Below are 21368 nucleotides of genomic sequence, written 5' to 3'. Positions count from 1 at the left end.
GTAATCATTATACATTTGACTAATTGTATATACTTGCAATCTGCTCTTCGAATTGTGTGATTTTTACACACACATACACAAGTCCTTTACCTGTATAAGATTCAAAAACTTGCAAATGATTAATCACAGTACCGCTTACAATATCAGTATGATTAATTATTACACATCTTCCATCATTATTCATATTTGAAATATATCCTCCCTGGAATAATTTAATATTTACACTTTCGATTATTTGCATAATGTTTAGGTGAATTACTAGATATAATCAAAAACGCTTTCATCATAAATCAAAACAGGCTTTGAGGGTAAATCGAATGGAACATAATAGAGAAGAGAGGAGATGGAATTGGTCCACTTACATATGAAAATTACAGTGAAACTAGACCTAATACAAAAAGTAAACAGGAAAATGATGATTCATGAATTCTATTCTTTGATGTATGGGGCTGTGAATTCTAACTTGGAGACAGTATTGAAATTCAGATACAAAGGAGTAGTAGTGTATGCAGAACGACTATTTCTTTCTACAAAAAAAGGGTGTGATATATTCAAGAGATTATTTTTCAACTACTACAAACAATTTAATATATATTCGAATAATTCCATCAAAGAATAATGTCGCCTCTTTTGTGTATGGTGGTACAAAAATCATAGGTGATAATTTCAAGAATGGTTATACCGCTTTGGTTAGAATTAGATATCCTGAATCGACAGTGAATAGTTTTTTAATTAAAATTCTGAATGAGAATAATTTTGGATGTTTGCCTAGTCAGAGTATATGATGTCAAATGGAGGCTGAATTTCCTACTAAAGCCAAAGTAGAAAAAATTTTAAAAAACTGATGAATAGTCTATATGTGGATGATTCTAAACAAGGAGAAATAAAACGAATACGTAAATCTGAGAAAATAGAGAAGATGCGTAAACGAGATGAATTGCGTAAACCAGCACTTGGTAAAAGTGCAGTTAATTTTTAAAAATTATAAATATTTTATTAAAGTTCAAAAAAGAAGTTATGTGTATAACACCCAAAGTTGCAACAGAGCCCTGTCTATTGACCACTAGACAAACAATTATAAGTTATTATTTATTTTTAATAAATATTGCATAATTCCTATCATTCATCTGTGATGATTCTCTCTTTAACTGCTATTATCGTTCTCTCTGCCACTTTGCTCTTTCCACTAGATTCTGCTTTTGGACAAGCGATATCTACTAACAATGATGGTACTAGGTTAATTTATACTTCAGGTAGTATTGGTCTTGATCCTCAATTTACCTCTTTCAGTTACTTTGTCTAATGTGATGTCATCTTTTAGTTTTACTAATATTTCTCTAAACATAACTGCTTTCGGTAATGATGGATCCACCACTGCATACCTAGATGTATCTCCGCCCATATCTTACAGCACCGCTAATTTTTCAGTAACTTATAATCGTCCTGGCAGTCTAAGTATATTTGAATTTGGTAGTGTTAATTTTCAACGTAGTGGTCCTACTCCTGTACAAAACAATGTCATAGGTCCACCTAGTTTTAGTAGCGCATATACTGATACAACTGGTAGCAATATCACTGTTGTATTTTCTGAAAATATTGCAGTAGGTAGTACTACATTCCTTAGCGACTTTGCTATAATTAATTCATCCACTTCTATAGTTAGTATAACTAGTAATAATGCAACTTCTATAATTCTTTCACTAAACTCTACCCTATCCCTTGACGACTCTCCACTTTTATCATACAACGATACAGGCACAAATATCACTACTAGTCTACACCCTACTTTATCACTTGCAAACTTTACAAATCAACCAATCACTAATAATGTTCTACCGCCTCCAATCTTTGTTAACGCCTATACAAACCAGCGAGGTGACAGCATAATTGTCAACTTTGATAAAGTAGTCACTCTTATCAGTACCGCTTCTCCAACTGACTTTGCAGTAAATATTTCAGGTATTACTACAACTAGTATAACTAAACATAATGACACTGCAATCAATCTAACACTAGACTCTAGTATTTCATCCACATCATCATTAACACTATCATATAATCAAACAACCAGTAATATTACAAACGTAAATGATTTATCACTTGCAAACTTTATAAATCAACCAATCACTAATAATGTTCTGCCACCCCCAATCTTTGTTAACGCCTATACAAACCAGCGAGGTGACAACATTACTGTCAACTTTGATAGAGAAATCACTCTTACCAATACCACTTCTCCAACTGACTTTGCAGTAAATATTTCAGGTATTACTACAACTAGTATAACTAGACATAATGACACTGCCATCAATCTAACACTAGACTCTAGTATTTCATCCACATCATCATTAACACTATCATATAATCAAACAACTAGTGATATTACAAACGTAAATGATTTATCACTTGCAAACTTTATAAATCAACCAATCACTAATAATGTTCTGCCACCCCCAATCTTTGTTAACGCCTATACAAACCAGCGAGGTGACAACATTACTGTCAACTTTGATAGAGAAATCACTCTTACCAATACCACTTCTCCAACTGACTTTGCAGTGAGTATTTCAGGTATTGCCACAACTAGTATAACTAAACATAATGACACTGCCATCAATCTAACACTAGACTCTAACATTCCACCTGCATTATCATTAACACTATCATATAGTCAAACAACTAGTAATATTACAAACGTAAATAATTTATCACTTGCAAACTTTATAAATCAACCAATCACTAATAATGTTCTGCCACCCCCAATCTTTGTTAACGCCTATACAAACCAGCGAGGTGACAACATTACTGTCAACTTTGATAGAGAAATCACTCTTACCAATACCACTTCTCCAACTGACTTTGCAGTAAATATTTCAGGTATTACTACAACTAGTATAACTAAACATAATGACACTGCCATCAATCTAACACTAGACTCTAGTATTTCATCCACATCATCATTAACACTATCATATAATCAAACAACTAGTGATATTACAAACGTAAATGATTTATCACTTGCAAACTTTATAAATCAACCAATCACTAATAATGTTCTGCCACCCCCAATCTTTGTTAACGCCTATACAAACCAGCGAGGTGACAACATTACTGTCAACTTTGATAGAGAAATCACTCTTACCAATACCACTTCTCCAACTGACTTTGCAGTAAATATTTCAGGTATTACTACAACTAGTATAACTAGACATAATGACACTGCCATCAATCTAACACTAGACTCTAGTATTTCATCCACATCATCATTAACACTATCATATAATCAAACAACTAGTGATATTACAAACGTAAATGATTTATCACTTGCAAACTTTATAAATCAACCAATCACTAATAATGTTCTGCCACCCCCAATCTTTGTTAACGCCTATACAAACCAGCGAGGTGACAACATTACTGTCAACTTTGATAGAGAAATCACTCTTACCAATACCACTTCTCCAACTGACTTTGCAGTGAGTATTTCAGGTATTGCCACAACTAGTATAACTAGACATAATGACACTGCCATCAATCTAACACTAGACTCTAACATTCCACCTGCATTATCATTAACACTATCATATAGTCAAACAACTAGTAATATTACAAACGTAAATAATTTATCACTTGCAAACTTTATAAATCAACCAATCACTAATAATGTTCCATTTTTTGATTTACCTTCCTTGTGGGATACTAGACAGAAAATTACTATTAACAGTAACCAAATAACTACAATTCTTCAAAACTTTACCCTTCTAGTAAGTATCTCTGATTCTGCTTTGAGCAATTCATCTGTTCTACCTAACGGAGCTGATATTATTTTCACTAGCAGTGATGGATTTACTATATTACCGCATGAAATTGAGTCATTTACTAATAATGCTACTATCGGTACTCTAGTAGCTTGGGTTCGTCTACCTACTTTGAGCAGTACCAGTGATACCATACTCTACATGTATTATAATGTCTCATTAGCGACAACTATTATACATGATAATGTTTGGGACTCAGACTATGAAATAATTTATCACATGGATCAATCCACTTTTGGTGCACAATCTACACTAGACTCATCAGGGAATAATCGTCATGCAACACCACTATTTGAAGGCTCTACTCCCTTTGACTCTAATGATTTAGTATCTGCACAAATTGGTAATGGAATAAACTTTGATGGAGTAGACCACGCCAACGGTGTTTATCTTGAACTTCCAGACTTGACAGCTAGTCTATTCTACAATACAAACTTTACCATCTCGGTATGGGCAAATATTGATGTCCTTAAAAATTGGGCTAGAATCGTTGATTTTGGCAAGGGTCAGGATGATAACAATATTCTAATTGCTGCCCATCGCACTAACCCGCATTTGAGATATGATATGCGACAGGGTACCAGCTCTGATGGTGTCACAGCTAGTGATATTTTGCAGACAGGTCAATGGGCATACTTTACAGTTGTACATGAATCATCAGGTACAGCAACTATCTACAAAAATGGCGCCTCAATTACTAGTGGTGCTGTGCATACATCTCTTGATGAGAATAGAGCATCAAACTATATCGGAAGATCCAATTGGGGAACTGATTCCTACTTTGATGGCAAATTCGATGAATTCCGACTATCCTCTACTGCTCGCTCTGCAGACTGGATTGCAACAGAGTATGCAAATCAAAACTCTCCTTCTACTTTCTTAACTTTCTCTGCACCTGAAGATAGAAGTGTAGCGATAACTTCTGCTATTACCAACACACAAGGTTATAACATTATAATTACTTTTAATGAAAACATTATCTATTCGGTTATTCCTACTACAGACTTTGCTCTTAATGGAACATCTGCTACAATAGATAGTATAACATCAGACTCCTCTTCAATTACTCTGAATTTAAGCAGAAATCTCTTGGCAAATGAAACCATCACTATCTCATATACTAAAACTAGTGGTGGAATAAACTCTACTCAAAGTACAGACATAACACTAGAAAACTTTGTGAATCAACCTGTGAATAATAACGTTCTAGATACTACTCCCCCAGTAATCACACTGAATGGTAATGCTACTGTTTATGTAGAACTTGGCTCATCCTACTCTGAGCAAAACGCCACTACTGATGATGGCTCTCTAGTAATAATTGGTGGTGACACTGTAAATTCATCTCTCGTGGGAAATTACACCATCACATACCACTCTGCTGATTCATCAGGAAATAATGCCACCCAAGTGAATAGAATTATAGTTGTTCGTGACACTACTCCCCCAGCAATCACACTAATTGGTAATGCTACTGTTTATGTAGAACTTGGCTAATCCTACTCTGAGCAAAACGCCACTACTGATGACAACTCTCCAGTAATAATTGGTGGTGACACTGTAAATATAGATACTGAAGGCAATTACACCATCACATACAACTCTGTTGATTCATCAGGCAATAATGCCACCCAAGTTGTTAGAACTGTAATAATTTTTAATGCACCAGATGATACTCCCCCAGTAATCACACTGAATGGTAATAATGTCGTTTATGTAGAAATTTACTCATCCTACTCTGAGCAAAACGCCACTACTGATGATGGCTCTCCTATCGTTATTCGTGGTGATACTGTAGATACAAATACTGCAGGCAATTACACCATCACATACCACTCTGCTGATTCATCAGGAAATAATGCCACCCAAGTTAATAGAACTGTAGTTGTTCAACAAATACTAGGTGCCTCTTGGAACACAAGACTACAGATTACTATGGATTCATCCCAAGTAATTGGAAATCATGAAAATTTCACAGCTTTAATATCTATAAATGATACAAATCTTAATTCTATACATGTTCAATCTGCTGGACAAGATATAAGATTCACTACTACTGATGGCACTACCCTCTTAGAGTATGAAATTGTATCATTTACTAATGATGCTTTTGGTGGTACCCTAGTAGCTTGGGTTCGTCTACCTACTTTGAGCAATACCAGTGATACCACACTCTACATGTATTATAATGTCTCAACAGCGTCATCTATTGCATATCCTGATGTTTGGGATTCAGACTATGAAATAATTTATCACATGGATCAATCCACTTTTCGTGCACACTCTATACTAGACTCATCAGGGAATGATTGTCATGCAACACCAGATTATATAGGCCCTACTGCCTTTGACTTTAATGATTTAGTAGCTGCACAAATTGGTAATGGAATAAACTTTGATGGAGTGGACAGAAACAACGGTGTTTATCTTGAACTTCCAGACTTGGCAGGTAGTCTATTCAACAATACAGACTTTACCATCTCAATATGGGCAAATATTGATATCATTAAAAGTGGGGCTAGAATCATTGATTTTGGCAATGGTGAGGCACAAGACAATATTCTAATTGCTACCCCTGGCAATACCGAGAGTTTAAGATATGAAGTGCTACAGACTGACGAATCTCGGGGTGTCACAGCTAGTGATATTCTACAGGAAGGTCAATGGGCATACTTTACAGTTGTACATGAATCATCAGGTACAGCAACTATCTACAAAAATGGTACCTCAATTACTAGTGGTGCTGTGCATACATCTAATAATGTGACTAGAACATCAAACTATATCGGACAATCCAATTGGAGAGCTGATTCCTACTTTGATGGCAAATTCGATGAATTCCGACTATCATCTACTGCTCGCTCTGCAGACTGGATTGCAACAGAGTATGCAAATCAAAACTCACCTTCTACTTTCTTTAATGTATCTGGAGCGCAGGATAGATCTGGCGCTACTGTTGTACCTAGAACCGCTCCGATCATCACACTAAATGGTAGTGCTATTATTTACGTAGAGCAAGGCAGTGCATATACTGAACAAGGCGCCACCGCTCATGATGGCTCTGCAATAGTCATTGGTGGTGATACTGTAGACACTGATACCTCGGGCAACTATACCATCACGTATGACTCTGCTGATTCGGCAGGAAATAATGCCCTTCAAGTAAAAAGAATTATAGTTGTTCGTGACACTACTAACCCAACAGTCGTTGGTACTCCGATATATGATACTTTAGCACATACTCTAACTGTTACCTTTAGTGAAAATGTAATCATACCTAATTCACCACGATTGGGTATAATTGCAGGAGCATTCACTACTACTAATGTTGATTCTACAAACAATCCTATTTTGGTTTTTACTTTTAATAACAGTATATCTGAAAATGTGATTGATACAAATCTACAACCAAGTTCTGGAGCTAATGTACATTTCCCTACAGCTTCTGTTTTAGATACTGCAAATAATGCTTTAGCTGAATGTAGGAAAAAACTTAAACGTCCAAAGTAACGTTACATCAAGCAATCAGGTAGTGTCCCCTACACTTCTTCATATAAACGCACCATTAATTCTCACACCTGAACATCAAAATGTTACTATCAATTATACTGCTGCTTCTTTTGGCAATACTACTAATATCACTGCAGGATTAAGTGCCAAACTTGTATCTACTAATGACATTACAGTCACGATACCTACTAGTACTAATATTACTCATGATGGTACTTGGGATTCGCAATTCCTTGCACCACGTAATGCTACTATTACTGTACCATCTACAACTGTAGGTCAAATTGCTACTAGTCATGTAACGATTACAGTTATAACTTTGGGAGATACAACCACTGATCTTAACCTAAACAAAGTTGCATCTCTTTTATTTGAAAATCAAGGCGGAAATAATTATAGTGCATATTATGCAAATTCTACAAACTCTGCACCAACCTCGATTTTCTCTTGTGGTACTAGCAATATCACTGAAATTAATACGAATTTAACTACTAGTTCCACAAACGAATGTTTTGTAGATGACAATACTCATGTAACAATTTACACCACTCACCTATCCACCTATGCTCTAATATCTTCCACCAATACCTCTATTGGACCACTAATCACACTAATTGGTAATGCTACTGTTTATGTAGAGCAAGGCAATGCATATACTGATCAAGGCGCCATTACTAATGATGGCTCTGCATTAGTCATTGGCGGTGACACTGTAGACACTGATACCTTGGGCAACTATACCATCACTTTTGACTCTACGAATTCGGCAGGAGATGCTATCCAAGTGAATCGAACCATAGTTGTTCGTGATACTATACGACCCACAGTTGTTGGTACTCCAGTATATGACACTATAGCACATACTCTAACTGTTACATTTAGTGAAAATATAAATACAATTAATCCATCACAAGTGAGTATAATAGGAGCACGTTTCAACGCTTCTAATATTACTTATACAAATAATCCCACTTTGGTTTTTACTTTTAATATCACAGAATCTGAATTAATAGCTAAATCTTTTAGTATGTATGCTCAAAATGTGGATCTTAGAGCAATTGTGGATGTTGCAAATAATAGTTTAATATCTCTTGTTAATACTGTACATCTTGATAATCTGTCTTTCAACATCCAAAGTAATGTTACATCAAGCGATCAGGTGGTGTCTCCTACCATTCTTCGTATAGACACACCATTAATTCTCACACCTGAACATCAAAATGTTATTATCAATTATACCGCTGCTTCTTTTGGCAATACTATTACTATCACTGCAGGATTAAGTGCCAAACTTGTATCTACTTATGACATTACAGTCATGATACCTACTAGTACTAATATCACTCACGATGGTACTTGGGATTCGCAATTCCTTGCACCACGTACTGCTACTATTACTATACCCTCTACAACTGTAGGTCAGACTACTACTAGTCATGTAACGATTACAGCTATAACTTTGGGAGATGTAACAATTGATCTCAACCTAGGTGATACAGTTGCGTCTATTGTATTTGAAAATCAAGGTGGAAATAATTATAATGCATATTATGTAAATACTATTGGCTCTACACCAACCCAGATATCATCCTGTGGTACTAGTAATATCACAGAAATTAATACTCTTTTAACCACTACTACCACAAACGAATGTTTTGTAGATGACAACACTCATGTAACAATTTACACCACACACCTATCCACCTATGCTCTAACATCTTCAACCAGTACCACTAGTACCACTAGTATTCAAGTACCTGCATCTATTCCATTTACTAGTAGTGGTGGTGGCAGTAGCTCAGGAGGAGGCGGCGGCGCAGGTCGTATATTCACTGGTGGTCAAACCCCAATAATTGCAGAGGCTATTATTCACAAAATATCTTGGGAAGTAACTGATGATAAAAAACTAGTTGAAATTATTGCTAGCCCATCATCTGATGATGCTTTTGTTACTGTTAGTAGTTCCAAACTAGGAGTAATTACAACTCAACTCTCCCTAACACAGCCCTACTCTGATAGAGTTGTCTATTTGGGTCTAGTGTCTTCTGATGAACGCTTTGTATCTGTAAAGGCTAGTGTATACTCTAATACTTTCTTTACAAGTGAACAAAAATTAGTAGATGTTTCTCAACCCACAGGGTCCATCACTTTTGATTCTACATTACCTGTTACATCTACCGGTACCATAAAGGATGATAAAACCATAAAGGATGATAAAACCATAAAGGATGATAAAACCATAAAGGATGATAAAACCATAAAGGATGATAAAACCATAAAGGATGATAAAACCATAAAGGATGATAAAACCATAAAGGATGATAAAACCATAATGGACAATAAAACCATAAAGGATGATAAAACCATGAATAATGATAACTCTACTACCACTACTGGTGAAGGTGGTTGTCTAATCGCAACAGCAGTATATGGAACTGAGCTTTCACAACAAGTACAAATGCTCAGAGAGATACGTGATACAACTTTAATGACTAGTCTACCTGGAATATCCTTCATAACATCATTCAACCAAATCTATTACACCTTTTCACCTGTAATTGCAGATGCTGAGCGTGAAAACCCTCTACTGCGTGAAATAATTCAGACTATTCTGTATCCTCTACTCTCTAGTGTCTCTATAATGACGATGGCAGATGACTCGGAGAATAGTGTGTTGGCTTTGGGATTACTTGTAATTGCTATCAACTTGCTAATTTATGTTGGTCTACCAACATTGGCATTTGTTTATCTACATAAAAAAATTAAATCTGTCAAACTCGTATCTTAAATTCCTTACATAAAATCATTTCACTCAAACCTAATTTTGACCACAATGATGTGATGGAAAAAAATCAAATATTTGATATATGCAATATGACGAATCTGATACTATTAATTTAAAAACTCAATCTGAGATATTTGCCGACTATTTATGTGACATATCTGTAAAATCCACACCAAATAAACTTGGTACTAGTGGCAATGAGTTAATTGTTAATAATCATAGTGAAAAATACTTAAATACAATATCATTCCATTAAAATTCTTGATAATAAACGATCCATTCAAGAATGCCACAAAGCAATTGTATGATGCCTGTGATATTTTAAAAATTAAAGACAAAGGGTTGAGAGACTATCTGGCAATTCCAAACAAAGTACTGCGAGTAAAGATTCCTGTTCGTATGGATGATGGAAAGATTCGTGTATTTACTGGATTTCGTAGTCAACATAATAACGATCGTGGTCCATACAAAGGTGGAATTCGATTCTTTGATCCACAAGGTGGAATTGAGTATATGGAACGTGAAGTAATGGCCCTATCTGCATGGATGACTTGGAAATGTGCCGTTGTAGATGTACCATTAGGCGGCGGTAAAGGAGGCGTGTTTGTGAATCCTAAAAAAGAAAAACTAAGTGCTGCTGAAATGGAACGTCTTACTCGTCGTTTTGCATTTCAAATATCTGAAATTATTGGCCCACAAAAAGATATTCCTGCACCTGATGTATACACGACTGGTAAAGAGATGACACAAATAATGGATACGTTTGGAAAACTAAATGGTATTACTAATCAACTAGGCGTAATTACTGGCAAACCAATACTATTGGGAGGCTCACTTGCTAGAAATGTTGCAACTGGTCTTGGCGTTGCCTATTGTGTACGTGAAGCTGCAAAGACTAAAAAATTAAAACTCAAGGGTGCAACTATTGTATTGCAAGGTTTTGGAAATGCTGCCACATATGCAGGTGTGTATCTAGAAAAAATGGGAGCAAAGGTTATAGCAGCTAGTGATTCAAAGGGTTCAATTTTAGTAAAAAAAGGATTCAAGGTAAATACCTTGATGAAATACAAGGAGAAAAAGGGGACGGTTGTTGGATTTCCTGGAAGTGTCAAAATCTCCACTGACACACTATTAACTACAAAATGTGATATATTGATTCCAGCTGCACTTGAGAATCAAATCACACCAAAGATTGCATCACAATTAAAGTGTAAAATTATTGGTGAGGCGGCAAACGGTCCAACTCTTCCTCAGGCAGATCCAATCATTTACAAAAAGGGTATAATTGTTGTCCCTGATATCTTGGCAAATTCTGGTGGTGTTTGTATATCTTATTTAGAGTGGGTTCAAAATAATATGGGGTATTATTGGGAATTTGATGAGGTTGCAAAAAAAATGCAGAAAAACATTACTCGTGGATTTAATGATACTTTGAAATTATCAAAAAAATATAAAATTGATATGCGTAAAGCTGCCATGGTATTGGCAGTTGAACGTGTAGTTGAAGCCTTTAATCTTCGAAATATTTGGCCCTGACGGGTTTGTCAAGTGTACTTGTTTTACAGAATAGCCCAAATGAGACTTTGGGTACACTAGAAACACTTTTGAGAAATGATAGTTATTCAATCACCACACTTTGTGCATGGTGTGATGAGATTTGTGATGATAATTATGACATGTTGATAATTCTGGGATCTCCACAAAATGCAAATGATACACTTTCCTATCTGAGAGAAGAAATTGATTTAATACGTATCTATGCAAAATTGAAAAAACCTGTACTGGGAATATGTCTTGGATCTCAACTAGCAGCTAGAGCATTTGACTCCAAAGTGTATCGTGGCAAGTCTTTAGAGTTTGGTTACTATGATAATCTATGTCCGACACCTTTGGGGAAAAACACTCTATTTTCTAGATTTGACGATCCTTTTGTTGCGTTTCACTGGCATCATGACACATTTAATCTACCTATTGGTGCCAAACTCTTGGTCTCATCTCAAACATATCCTAATCAGGCCTTTCAATTGGGGAGTGTGGTGGGACTGCAATTTCACCTAGAAGCTGATATTCCCCTTGTGCAAAAATGGCTAGATTGTAATCTAGAGCCTGATGAGAAAATTTTTGCAGAAAAATTAAAGTCAAACATGAATAGTTTTTATGAGAATTTCAAATCACTACTAGTAAAATAGTTTACTAGTTGTGTATCCTATTTTGTAGATATGGTTAAAAATCATCTATGTGTTGATTCAGTATGGGATTCCAAGTTGGAATAATAATGGGTTCTAGCTCTGATGCTAGAATAATGAAAGAGGCAGCTGTAATATTAGATGAATTTGATGTTAAACACGATGATCAGATAATATCTGCACACAGAACACCTACTAGGATTCCACAATATGTTGAATTTGCTCAAAAAAACAATATCAAAGTAATAATTGCCGGAGCCGGTGGTGCTGCACACTTGCCAGGAATGATATCCTCTCATACTGTAATTCCAGTTATTGGTGTGCCAATACTAATTTACAATGACAAACATTCTGAAAAGACCACATCTGCATTCGGTGGGCTAGACTCACTTTTATCAATATCTGAAATGCCAACCGGTTCACCTGTTGCAACAGTTGGAATAAATAAATCTGCAAATGCTGGTCTGTTTGCATTACGAATACTTGGAATAGAATCTGCATCCTTGGCTGAAAAATTAAATAAATATGTGACTTCTAGGTTTGACTCTGTAGTTGAAGAGTCCACTAGACTACAAAGTTCTGGGCTATCTGATTTCAATAAATAAAAGTCATGTCATCATCTTAAATTTAATATTTTTATTTTTTAGATGCTGAATTAATTTTCCAGATTGCTCCTTTCCTTCCATCTCAAGACTAAGTGTAACCCCTACGGAACCGGCATAAACATCAAAACTTAATCTATCGTGTACTACCTCTACAATATTTGCATTGAGACTAGTGATTTCGTCCACCAATTTCTTCAATCCGCCTGCTTCGTCTGGTAGCAGTACTGAAATTTTCATTAATCGTCCCATAGTGGCAAGCCCCTTGTCTACTATCTGACCTAAAAGATACATGTCTATATTGCCACCAGATAATATTACTACGATTTTCTTTTTAGATCTTGGCCTATTCTTTAGTAGATATGCCACCCCTACCACTCCGGCAGGCTCAACAATGATTTTTGATCTCTCCATTAATAGAAACATGGCCTTTATCATATCCTCTTCTCCTACTAGTACTATCTTGTCTACCAATTTTTTGATAATGTTAAATGTCTGAATGCCTGGATTACTTACAGCTATACCATCGGCGATTGTACGTTTACCTGGGATTTTTTTATGTGATTTTACGTCTAGTGATTTTTTCATTGATGGATGAGATTTAGACTGTACACCGATAATCTTGATATCAGGTCTCTTTGTTTTAATCGCAACTAGTACACCTGCTAGTAGCCCTCCNCCNCCAACTGGTACATAAATCTCATCTATGTCATCGAGTTGCTCTAATATCTCTAATCCTACTACGCCCTGTCCGGCAATTATACTGGAATCATCATACGCATGAATTATAGTAGCTTGGGTTTTACCTGCCAACTTTTTTGCATACATCCAAGACTCTTCATAATTTGATCCTTCTAGTATTACAGTGGCCCCATACTCTCTTGTTGCAGATATCTTTGCCGGAGATGCAGATTTTGGCATGATTACGGTACATCTGATCTTCTCTAATGATGCGGCAAGGGCAACCCCCTGTCCGTGATTTCCAGCTGATGCTGTAATTACCCCCTTGTTTTTTTTCTTTACACTAAGGGATTGTATCTTAAAGTATGCTCCTCTTATTTTAAACGAACCAGTTCTTTGCAGAAACTCTGATTTGAAATAAATTTCTGCATCTAAAATTCTACTGAATGCAGATGAACGCACAAGTGGTGTTTTTCTAATTATGTGATTTTGTTGTGCTTGTGCATCTAGTACGTCCTGATAATTGACTGTATTTTCTTTCAACTAATTTAAACCTCTAATGCATTGTATATCTCTTTTATCCTATCTGACAGAGCATTGTAATTCTTTTCTGAAATGTCTTTTGACTCTATCATTCCGTGCCACTGCTCATTCTTCATTATATCCTGATCAAGCGTATATAAAATGCCCTCCTCTCCGGCTACTAGTCTATTCTCATCGATGAGTACACTGGTGGTCTGATATGTCTCTACAAGTAGTCTGTCCAAACCATCTAGTACTTCTTTTCTTTCCCTGATTAAATTATTCAACTTGTCTCCTGCCAATTTTTTAATATCATTCTCCAAACTCTCTTGCAACTCTGTGTCTTTAAATAACATCTCAAAGAGCTGATCTTCTTTAATCTCATCCATACCTTGCTTGTTTAATTTATCTTTCACTAAAGCATCACTAATTTGGGCATATTTCTCTTCAGAATCACCAATATCTTTTGTTATTTTCTCTAGCCTCTTTTGATACTCTGCAACTGACTTGTCTACTTTGTAATATAATAAAACGTGAAACTGAATCGATAGATGACACGATAACCTATAATCGTCTTCCCTAATTTGAAATTTAGTGAATATTCTACGCAAGTCTTTATCTCGTGTCTGTGTTGTTTCTTGTATGTCCCAATCTGGCAATTTTGCTGTTACATTATTAAAATACTCTACCACTTCATCTGGTCTAAACGTATCTTGTTTTGTTAATGTGTTATCCCCTAGCATAACTGTCATTGGAGTCATTACTGTTAATTTCTCTAATTTACTCTTGTATCTTTGAATTACTGATTCATTTTGTGCACTCAAATTTGAATTTTGGTTTTTATCATTTGTGTCTATTCGCATAATATCTGCTATATCGTTAAATTAAAAAAACTTTTGTATCTATTATATAGTAAATTTTTTCATCATACTGTCATATTCCTTTCACTACTGCCCACCTTGAATTTGTCTAGATTTTTTTAAAATCTAAATATCATTTATTGGAAAATTACCTGTTCTTGTATAATTGGCAGTATTCTATACATCGTGCCGTGTAAAGAGTCTAAATCTAGAATATATGTGGTGAATCTGAGTCAATTTACGAAATATCTTGTAGAGTAATTTCCAACCAGACATGATTCTCTATATACACAAATGTCAAATACTAAATGATTCATTTAATATACGTGTGTTGAGTGGTTGATAATTGTCACAAAATGATATAATGGATATACTGTTGAATAGTTCATCAGATAAAAAAATTGATCTGACCGATATGGCACTTCAGACTCAAAAACGTATCTGGTCTGCGTTGAAGAAAGGATATGAATATTCACGTGTTGCTGACAAGTCTGATCAATATCTGCGTGAACATGTATTCAGTAAAACAAAGATGGCAGTCTTGTATGTTGACTTGGTAGATTCTACTAATATGGCATTAGAACTGCCAGAAGATAAACTTGCAATAATTATAAGTTCATTTGCACAAGAAATGGCATATGTAATTAATCATCATGGGGGATATGTTTTGAAATTTGTTGGTGACGCTGTTATTGGATATTTTGTTGATAATGATTCATCTGAATCATTTACTGCCCGCTCTATTGGATGTGCTCTTTCTATGAGTCACACAATGAAAGAGGGTATTAATCCAATTTTGAGTCAGTATGATTATCCTGAATTACGAATAAAAATTGGAATAGATTATGGACAAAATATTATCGTAAGATATGGGGCGGATCATCAAAATTCATTTGTGGATATAATTGGCCCTACTATGAACATATCTGCAAAAATCCAAGGAATTGCAAAATCTGGAGAAATATTAATTGGCGGTGATGCGTATAATCAGACAATCTCCTCTACTAAAAAATTATTTCACAAGGTGGAAATTGAGAGCAATACTTGGAGATACCACTCTAAGAGCAGTAGAGAACTATATCCTGTCTACAGATATGTTGCTAGTCGATGATTCATGACTAGATGTGATAAATCAGTCCTGTCCAATGTTCACCATACACCGCTGTTTGACGATGGTTAAAATCATGAGGTTCTGTCAAGTTTTAAGTTGATATTCATAAGAGTTAATGATCAGGTAAAATTTTATCATTTTAGCATACCTTTTGTTTCTATATTTTTATTTCTAGTGATATCCTACTATATCTTTGACTATTGTTCATAAACTGAGATTCATTTTTTGAGTTTTGAACTTTAATGTATAATACTAGTATCACAGACATACACTAGATTAAATTAAGATACATGATTTATCATCAAATCTACTAATACTGTCTAGTAGAGTATCATTAATAAATTTCATAATATCGTCAACCTCATTTTTGTATTCTGGATAAATATCCAATGCCAACCAATATGATATTTTATTTTCTATATATTTCTTAAATCCAATTTTATATGAAAACCCATAAATTTTATATGGTATGACAATATAAATGAAAATTCATGCTCTCATTTGATCCTGAGTTTTCGCAGAATGATTTTGCAACCATGTGGATATCTCTTTAATCATATTATGTGTACTTGTCAATTTTTTCATTTTTTGTAATTGTTATAGTATATCGTACTGCATTTAATGCTAGTGCAAAACCATGCCCATTTTGATTAAGATAAAATATTGTTGCTACAAGAGATGTCTTTTATTACCATCTGCAAATGGGTGCCAACGTATTATACCTTCAAGAATACAGGATGCTTTTAAAAATATATTATCATACATAAATTCATTATCAATTTTAAGATTTGGTCGTTTAACAATGGAATCTAATAGTCCTTTTTGATTATCCCACTGGAAATATTGAATCGTTTTATAATCGAATTATGTATATCTAAAATATTTTGTTTTGTTATATCAGTAGTCAAATTTTATCTAATCTTTCAAATACTATTTTGTTCTTTTTTAAGAGTTTTTCCATAAACTCTTCTATTGTTTTCGTACGTTCGTCTACGGTCATGAATATATACAAAAGCATACATAATTTAAGATTATGGTGAATTTTTGTTTAATCATATATTTTACTATATGCCAACCTCTTAACTTGATGGGGAATTAATAATGACAAAGTTAATAAAGTATAATACTGTACAGTACGGTATGAGATCAAGACTGACTTATCTGCCTTTAGACATGGTAGAGCAATTCGATGACTTTATAATATCTAAAGATAAAATGGTCCTAGACGCACTACGTGCACGTACTCGTGATTTTAGCATGCTTACCGTATTGAAATTGCTCTATTATTTACAGAATGGTCCTACAACATTCACCCAACTCTACGCTGGCTCAAAAATTCGTATGAAACATTCTTTTCTAAACTATCTTCACATGTGTCTATCTTACAACTTTATACAACATGATAAAATAAAATCACAACCTCTCTATTCTATAACTGAAAAAGGCTTAAACATGATCTCTTTATTTACACAAAAATCTAATTAATATTTTACATTAATTGAATCAAATATTATGTACAACCCGGCTGACACAATAACTAAAAATCCAAATATTCTCAAATTTTTATCTTGAATTCTAACTGCTAATCTGGCACCGAACATTCCGCCTGCAAACGCACCTAACGCAAGTAAAATACCGTAAATCAACTCTGGAGTACCAAGTAAACTGTGTACAATTATTCCAGAGATTGAAATTATTACAAGAGCAAATTGTGATACTGCAGTTGCTTTATTCATGTTGAAACTGAATGCTACTAGCAAAAATGGCATAAATATAATTCCTCCTCCTATTCCAAAGAAACTTGATATTATTCCTGCAAATATGCTAATTACAACACTTAGTAATAGTACAACTCTATCATCTAATTTTTTAGCAGAGGTTAGTTTTTTACCAATTAAAATATATCCACTAGATATGAATAATAGTATTAAAAGTAAAATTCTATACTCTTCACTTTGTATGTATGTAGATGCATATGCTCCAAGTATGGTGCCAACTATTGCCAACAATGCAAAACGTAATCCTAATTTATAATCTATTGAAAATACTCGCGAGTAAGATATTGTTGATGCTATGGCATTACTGCACGTTGCAAATAGACTACTACTTGCAGCAAGAGCAGGATTGAATCCTGATATGATTAATACTGGAACAATAATGATTCCTCCTCCCAATCCTATGATTGATCCTATGAATCCACCTATGAATCCTAGTGGAATGAGCCAAAGATGTATCTCGATCATTAGATTAGACTAATTATTTTCAAACTAAAAGGTTGTGATTATTAGATAGATATGATATCTACTATTTCCCCTATACTTATAGCAAATTTCTCTACAAACCCTGCTGTGACCTCTAGGACATACTTTGAGTCAAGGCTGTCATCCCCGTACTCTGGACACGTGAGGGTCTCAAGTGCAGTTTTGCACGCTGGAACATCTTTTTCTATATCTATTATTCGACCATCATCATCCAACCACATTATGTCTATTGGAAATTGCATATTTGGCATCCAGATGTTATGATTTTCCAATTTGTCAAAGACAAAAAACATTCCCTCATCATACTCTAACTGTTCTTGAAACATCAAACCACGTGCCTGTCTTGGTTTATTGTCAGCGATTTGTACACTAATAATTTTATCATTAATGGAGATCATTCCAATCGGAAACTCTGTTCACTCTAGTTTACTGTCACTTGGTATTGTGAGTATGCCAATTATGCCAACAATTACTGCTGCAATAAATATTGGAATTAACGTCTGAGCACGTGTGGCCATACTCAATACTGCTTTTTCTCTAGTATTAAAGTAGTGTATATTTTTCTATTTCAATACAGTTATAGAAACGAATCTGCTGATACAGATAGTGGACAAATTTATCTTTATTCCAGGTGCGTTAATTGGTATTGCCAGTCTGATAATAATTCTCGTAATCCCGTTTTCCAATGTGTTGCCTCTGCAAAGTGATGTTGTGTATACTGAGGATTCCCTTACACCATCTAAAATATTTGAAATCTCTGAACACGGAGTTGTACAAATTGTTACATCACGTATTGTAAATTTCACACAAAATGGAACCATTGGCTCAGGATTTATTTATGATGTCAGGGGGCATATAGTTACCAATTATCATGTAATTGAGGGTGCAGATTCAGTAGTGGTTGTATTTGTTGATGGTGTGTCCCTTGAGGCTAAAGTTGTTGGATTTGACAAACACACAGACCTTGCTATATTAAAAATTCCCTCCAATGTATCTCCATTATATAATTTACCTATTGGTGATTCAGACAAACTCCTAGTTGGAGAGTCTATTGTAACAATTGGTAATCCATATGGGCTGTCCGGTTCACTGTCTTCAGGAATAGTAAGTCAGATTGGACGATTATTGTTACAGGAGCGTACTGGATTCTCTACCCCTGATGTAATTCAAATTGATGCTGCAATAAACCGTGGCAACTCTGGCGGACCAATGTTTAATACCAAAGGCGAGGTAGTTGGAATCACAACTGCGATTCATTCTGCAACCGGTGATTTTTCTGGTGTAGGATTTGCAATTCCATCCAACACACTTGAAAAAATTGCTCCTTTTTTGATAAATCATGGAACATATGAGCATCCTTGGGTTGGAATCTCTGGTGTAGATATTGACTTTACTTTATCACAAATACTACAATTAGATGGCACTCGAGGTTTTCTAGTGCAACAAGTAATTAAAGATGGACCAGCTGANCAGAGTGGGATTCGTGGTTTTAGTACAACAATAGAGCATGACTATACTGAATATAAAATTGGTGGCGATATAATTTTAAGTATAGATGATGCCCCTGTGCGTAAGATCTCTGATATTTTGGTATATCTGCAACGTGAAAAATCGGTGGGCGATGAAATGACTTTGAGTATATTGCGAGATGGTATGATACATACAGTTACTCTCTTGTTAGAATCACGCCCTAGATGATAATCTAGTCTTTTACTTGTTTGAGATTTATTTTTGAATGAATCACATCTGCGTATTTTATCAACTCTTCGATATTTGTTTTATCACCTGTAACTGTAAAATGACCTAATTTCCGTAATGGTTTAGACTCGACCTTGTTGTACATTTTTAAAAATACATCTTTTTCATTAATTACTACTGATTCATACTTGCCTGTGAATCTATCTGTTCCAAGTATATTTGACATTACTGCTCCTTTTTTCAATTCGCTACCATTCATATCTAGTCCCATGATTGCCCTTAGATGCTGTTCGAACTGTGATACCTTACAAGACTGAAGTGTATGGTGCCCCGAGTTGTGCACGCGTGGTGCAATCTCATTAATGAGTATTTTATCTCCTTTGACAAACATTTCAATTCCAAACACTCCTGCACCTTTTAACACATTCATGGTGTGCTGTGCTATGGATTCTGCTTTTTCCTTTATTGTATCTGCCACTCTGGCAGGAGCGATGGTTGTACGTAGTATGTTATCTTTGTGTATGTTTTCTACTAGTGGGTATGTACAAATTTGCCCTTTGGTATTTCGTGCAGCAATTATTGATACCTCTAAATCAAATTCTACATACTCTTCAAGCATGGTTGGTGTATTTGCAAATTTTTCAAAAGCCATATGCAGTTGTGATTCATCTGAAATTTTTTGATTACCACGCCCATCATATCCATATCTACAAGTCTTTAATAATGCAGGATAATTAAACTGCTTTATTTTTTCCTTTAGATCATTTAATGACTCTATTTTTGTAAAATTGGGTACTGGTAAATTTGATTTTTTCAAAAACTGTTTTTGTAATAATTTGTCTTGAATAATTGCTAATGTACCGGGTGGTGGCTGTACTTGGGTTCTATCCTTTAATGATTCTAGAATTTGTGCGTCTCCTGATTCGATCTCAAAAGTGATAATATCTGATTCATCTGCAAGCCTTGTTAGTGCCTCTTTATCAGAGTATTGTGCTTGAATCTGTCTTGCCCCAGTCTGTGTTGCAGGACAATTTTTTGTTGGGTCTAGTACAATTATTTTTTTGATATACTCTGGTAAATTGTTGGCCGCCTCGGCTAACATTAATCCCAACTGTCCACCTCCTATGATTCCTAATGTTTTTGGAATTATAATATCACTCATGATGTGATTGAAAAACTAGTCAATAAAAAATATTGCCTCTAACACCTTTCTAAACCTGTCAATCTTATGATCTCAACATCTCTTCATGTCTCATACATTTTAGATTGTACCGACATTACACATTACAGAGCAACACATCGTACACAAAATATCCTCAAGACTAGATCTCTGC

General features: G+C 34.9%; 19 protein-coding genes. 12 read left to right on the top strand and 7 right to left on the bottom strand.

What is annotated here, in order from left to right; all coding sequences use genetic code 11:
- Positions 1–19: 19 nt before the first annotated feature.
- Positions 20–241, bottom strand: coding sequence for a hypothetical protein (locus R1F52_07330; GenBank protein WOV92903.1), 222 nt, complete (start codon positions 239–241; stop codon positions 20–22).
- Between the two features lie 265 nt (positions 242–506).
- Between R1F52_07330 and R1F52_07325 the strand changes: the two genes are divergently transcribed.
- The 9 genes from R1F52_07325 (at position 507) to purE (ending at position 12904) form a co-directional block, all read left to right on the top strand.
- Positions 507–785 (top strand): hypothetical protein, encoded by a 279-nt coding sequence (locus R1F52_07325; protein WOV92902.1) that lies wholly within the window; start codon positions 507–509, stop codon positions 783–785.
- Positions 786–1105: 320 nt separating this feature from the next.
- Positions 1106–1303 carry a hypothetical protein gene (locus R1F52_07320; protein WOV92901.1) on the top strand — a complete coding sequence of 66 codons (198 nt, stop codon included), beginning with the start codon at positions 1106–1108 and terminating at the stop codon, positions 1301–1303.
- 1 nt (position 1304) lies between these two features.
- Positions 1305–5315, top strand: coding sequence for a DUF2341 domain-containing protein (locus tag R1F52_07315; GenBank protein WOV93891.1), 4011 nt, complete (start codon positions 1305–1307; stop codon positions 5313–5315).
- A gap of 438 nt (positions 5316–5753) precedes the next feature.
- Positions 5754–7328, top strand: coding sequence for a DUF2341 domain-containing protein (locus tag R1F52_07310; GenBank protein WOV92900.1), 1575 nt, complete (start codon positions 5754–5756; stop codon positions 7326–7328).
- Positions 7329–7350: 22 nt separating this feature from the next.
- On the top strand, positions 7351–10116 hold the full coding sequence (locus R1F52_07305) for a CFI-box-CTERM domain-containing protein (GenBank protein WOV92899.1): 2766 nt from the start codon (positions 7351–7353) through the stop codon (positions 10114–10116).
- A gap of 79 nt (positions 10117–10195) precedes the next feature.
- Positions 10196–10369, top strand: a complete 174-nt coding sequence (locus tag R1F52_07300) for a hypothetical protein (protein ID WOV92898.1) — start codon at positions 10196–10198, stop codon at positions 10367–10369.
- 5 nt (positions 10370–10374) lie between these two features.
- Complete coding sequence (locus tag R1F52_07295; protein ID WOV92897.1) at positions 10375–11649, top strand: Glu/Leu/Phe/Val dehydrogenase; 1275 nt, start codon at positions 10375–10377, stop codon at positions 11647–11649.
- A gap of 5 nt (positions 11650–11654) precedes the next feature.
- Positions 11655–12302, top strand: a complete 648-nt coding sequence (locus R1F52_07290) for a type 1 glutamine amidotransferase (GenBank protein WOV92896.1) — start codon at positions 11655–11657, stop codon at positions 12300–12302.
- Positions 12303–12364: 62 nt separating this feature from the next.
- Positions 12365–12904, top strand: a complete 540-nt coding sequence (gene purE, locus R1F52_07285) for a 5-(carboxyamino)imidazole ribonucleotide mutase (GenBank protein WOV92895.1) — start codon at positions 12365–12367, stop codon at positions 12902–12904.
- 3 nt (positions 12905–12907) lie between these two features.
- Here purE and ilvA read toward each other — a convergent pair whose 3' ends face one another.
- Together ilvA and R1F52_07275 are read right to left on the bottom strand one after the other, a co-directional pair.
- Complete coding sequence (gene ilvA / locus R1F52_07280) at positions 12908–14125, bottom strand: threonine ammonia-lyase (GenBank protein ID WOV92894.1); 1218 nt, start codon at positions 14123–14125, stop codon at positions 12908–12910.
- Between the two features lie 5 nt (positions 14126–14130).
- Complete coding sequence (locus R1F52_07275; GenBank protein ID WOV92893.1) at positions 14131–14967, bottom strand: hypothetical protein; 837 nt, start codon at positions 14965–14967, stop codon at positions 14131–14133.
- 343 nt (positions 14968–15310) lie between these two features.
- Here R1F52_07275 and R1F52_07270 point away from each other — a divergent pair, with 343 nt between their 5' ends.
- Positions 15311–16075, top strand: a complete 765-nt coding sequence (locus R1F52_07270; GenBank protein WOV92892.1) for an adenylate/guanylate cyclase domain-containing protein — start codon at positions 15311–15313, stop codon at positions 16073–16075.
- A gap of 669 nt (positions 16076–16744) precedes the next feature.
- Here the strand turns inward: R1F52_07270 and R1F52_07265 are convergent.
- Entirely contained in the window at positions 16745–16924 is a 180-nt protein-coding gene (locus R1F52_07265; protein ID WOV93890.1) for a Fic family protein, read from the bottom strand.
- A gap of 252 nt (positions 16925–17176) precedes the next feature.
- On the opposite strand from R1F52_07265, the gene R1F52_07260 reads away from it, so the two are divergent.
- A complete protein-coding gene (locus R1F52_07260) occupies positions 17177–17560 on the top strand; it encodes a hypothetical protein (GenBank protein WOV92891.1) in 384 nt (127 codons plus the stop codon).
- Here R1F52_07260 and R1F52_07255 read toward each other — a convergent pair.
- The gene (locus R1F52_07255) at positions 17557–18318 is read right to left on the bottom strand and encodes a sulfite exporter TauE/SafE family protein (protein WOV92890.1); all 762 of its coding nucleotides are present in this window, start codon (positions 18316–18318) and stop codon (positions 17557–17559) included. The two genes, R1F52_07260 and R1F52_07255, sit on opposite strands and share 4 nt — an antisense overlap.
- Before the next feature lie 41 nt (positions 18319–18359).
- Positions 18360–18734, bottom strand: coding sequence for a DUF192 domain-containing protein (locus tag R1F52_07250; protein ID WOV92889.1), 375 nt, complete (start codon positions 18732–18734; stop codon positions 18360–18362).
- Between the two features lie 208 nt (positions 18735–18942).
- On the opposite strand from R1F52_07250, the gene R1F52_07245 reads away from it, so the two are divergent.
- Positions 18943–20034 (top strand): trypsin-like peptidase domain-containing protein, encoded by a 1092-nt coding sequence (locus R1F52_07245; protein WOV92888.1) that lies wholly within the window; start codon positions 18943–18945, stop codon positions 20032–20034.
- Between the two features lie 4 nt (positions 20035–20038).
- Here the strand turns inward: R1F52_07245 and R1F52_07240 are convergent, their stop codons facing one another.
- Positions 20039–21196, bottom strand: coding sequence for a 5-(carboxyamino)imidazole ribonucleotide synthase (locus R1F52_07240; GenBank protein ID WOV92887.1), 1158 nt, complete (start codon positions 21194–21196; stop codon positions 20039–20041).
- Between the last annotated feature and the right edge of the window lie 172 nt (positions 21197–21368).

It is taken from the genome of Nitrosopumilaceae archaeon AB1(1), assembly GCA_033471095.1.
Lineage (GTDB): Archaea > Thermoproteota > Nitrososphaeria > Nitrososphaerales > Nitrosopumilaceae > Nitrosoabyssus > Nitrosoabyssus spongiisocia.
Note: the sequence above shows the minus strand (reverse complement) of the source record. Positions and strands in the feature narration are given on the sequence as shown.

Excerpts from the sequence above, each read along its gene's own strand:
- R1F52_07330 (WOV92903.1), bottom strand. The coding sequence starts at position 241 with ATGCAAATAATCGAAAGTGTAAATATTAAATTATTCCAGGGAGGATAT.
- R1F52_07325 (WOV92902.1), top strand. The coding sequence starts at position 507 with ATGCAGAACGACTATTTCTTTCTACAAAAAAAGGGTGTGATATATTCA.
- R1F52_07310 (WOV92900.1), top strand. The coding sequence starts at position 5,754 with ATGGATTCATCCCAAGTAATTGGAAATCATGAAAATTTCACAGCTTTA.
- R1F52_07300 (WOV92898.1), top strand. The coding sequence starts at position 10,196 with ATGCAATATGACGAATCTGATACTATTAATTTAAAAACTCAATCTGAG.
- purE (WOV92895.1), top strand. The coding sequence starts at position 12,365 with ATGGGATTCCAAGTTGGAATAATAATGGGTTCTAGCTCTGATGCTAGA.
- R1F52_07275 (WOV92893.1), bottom strand. The coding sequence starts at position 14,967 with ATGCGAATAGACACAAATGATAAAAACCAAAATTCAAATTTGAGTGCA.
- R1F52_07260 (WOV92891.1), top strand. The coding sequence starts at position 17,177 with ATGACAAAGTTAATAAAGTATAATACTGTACAGTACGGTATGAGATCA.
- R1F52_07255 (WOV92890.1), bottom strand. The coding sequence starts at position 18,318 with ATGATCGAGATACATCTTTGGCTCATTCCACTAGGATTCATAGGTGGA.
- R1F52_07250 (WOV92889.1), bottom strand. The coding sequence starts at position 18,734 with ATGATCTCCATTAATGATAAAATTATTAGTGTACAAATCGCTGACAAT.
- R1F52_07240 (WOV92887.1), bottom strand. The coding sequence starts at position 21,196 with ATGAGTGATATTATAATTCCAAAAACATTAGGAATCATAGGAGGTGGA.